General features: G+C 42.1%; 2 protein-coding genes. Both read left to right on the forward strand.

Features of this window, described 5'->3' with window-relative positions:
- Positions 1 to 984 (forward strand): isopentenyl-diphosphate delta-isomerase (locus ABY905_RS16830; protein ID WP_372645986.1); only part of this gene is annotated, 984 nt, incomplete at its 5' end.
- A 45-nt stretch (positions 985 to 1,029) separates the two neighbouring features.
- The coding region (locus ABY905_RS16835; RefSeq protein ID WP_372645988.1) for a hydroxymethylglutaryl-CoA reductase at positions 1,030 to 2,076 on the forward strand (1,047 nt) is incomplete at its 3' end.

The raw sequence follows: 2,076 nt of genomic DNA on the forward strand, positions 1-2,076 counted from the left end.
AGAAAAAGAGACCATAGTGATTTGGCTTTCCGTTCGCATATGGAAAAAGCATTGGCTGATAAGCGGTTCTATTATGAACCTCTTTTAAGTGCTCATCCCGATACGGAACTTCAGGCTTTTGAGTTTTTGGGTAAGCAGCTACGTACCCCAATATGGGTTTCGAGTATGACAGGCGGAACAGAAAAAGCAGCTAAAATCAATTTGAACTTGGCTCGTGCCTGTGCACAGTTTGGAATGGGAATGGGTTTGGGCTCATGTCGATCAATACTGGATAGTAAGGCTCATTTTGCAGATTTCGATATGCGCTCTGTCATTGGTGATGATTTGCCTTTGTATGCTAATCTGGGTATCTGTCAGATTGAGACTTTGATTAAAGATAAGGCTCTCGATAAGGTTGAGGCGATGCTTCACGATTTGCGCGCCGATGGTTTAATTGTTCATATTAATCCAATGCAGGAGAGCTTGCAGCCCGAGGGCGATCTTATGAAACGATCCCCAATTGAAACTTTGAACGAGATGATGGAGCAAATAAAGGCTCCTATCATAGTGAAAGAAGTAGGGCAAGGTATGGGACCTAAAAGTTTGGAAGCTCTTATGCAATTACCTCTGCAGGCCATAGAATTTGGAGCCTTTGGAGGAACAAACTTTGCGAAGATTGAGCTGATGCGTCATCCTGAAAAGGCAGGGCAGGTTTTGGAGGCTCTGAGTGAAATCGGTCATAACGCGGAAGAGATGCTCGAGTGGACAAATGCTATTTATAAAAACAATAAAACAATTCAGTGTAAAGAACTGATTATCTCAGGAGGAGTGACGTCTTGCTTGGATGGTTATTACCTGATGAAAAAAAGCAAGATGCCTGCTATTTATGGTCAGGCTTCAGCTTTATTAAGACATGCTCAGGCTGAGTATAACGAACTTGAATCTTATATCGAGAGCCAAATAAAAGGACTGCAGTTGGCCGAAGCCTATTTGGATCTTCGCTAACTGATGTAAGATTATTTATTTAAGTGTAGTAAAAGCTATATCCTTATGGAGAATAAGATAATAAAGGGTTTTTCGAAACTTTCGCGAATAGAGAAGTTGAAATACTTGGGTGAGATTAGTGGTAAAGGTGAGCAGATTGAGGCTGATTTGGATTATTTCAGGTTGAATGATTTGGAACAGCAGAGCCTATTGGATGAAATCAGTGAGAACACCTTATCTAATTTTTTCCTTCCCTTTGGGATTGCACCTAATTTTGTAATCAATAATCAGGTTTATCACCTACCCATGGTTACCGAGGAGAGTTCTGTGATTGCAGCAGCTTCTCGTTCGGCTAAGTTTTGGGCAGAGAGAGGTGGCTTTCATGCCGAGATTGTTTCGGTCGAAAAAACAGGACAAGTTCATTTCCTTTGGAATGGCAAAAGCGATCGTTTAAAGCAAGCTTTTCCTGAATTGAAGAAGGAGTTGATGTGCGCAACACATGGCTTAACAACCAATATGCGACGACGTGGAGGTGGAATTCTCGACTTGTCTCTAATTGATATGAGTCATGAAATGGAGAATTACCATCAATTGCATGTGAGCTTTAATACGCTTGATGCAATGGGAGCTAATTTTATCAATTCCTGTTTGGAGATGATGGCGACGACTCTTGAAACTTTTATTCAGAGCCAGGCCGATTGGACAGATGAGGAGCGTGAGTGTGAGATTGTGATGTCTATTTTATCGAACTACACGCCCGATTGCCTTGTGAAATGTTGGATTGAATGCGATATTAAGGATCTCGATGGTGTTTTCGATGGCATGACTGGTGAGGTTTTCGCTAACAAATTTTTAAAGGCAACTCAAATTGCCGAGCTCGATGTTTACCGAGCTTGTACACACAATAAGGGTATTTTGAATGGTGTTGATGCGGTTGTATTGGCCACAGGAAACGACTTTAGAGCTGTTGAAGCGAATGCGCATGTTTGGGCATCGCAGACAGGAAAATACAAGAGTTTGACCAAGGCCGAAGTTAGCGATGGTCGATTTAGATATGAATTGAAATTGCCACTGGCCCTAGGTACGGTGGGAGGTTTAACCAGGCTGCATCCT

Origin of the sequence: Ancylomarina sp. (assembly GCF_041555295.1) — a bacterium.
Classification (GTDB): domain Bacteria; phylum Bacteroidota; class Bacteroidia; order Bacteroidales; family Marinifilaceae; genus Ancylomarina.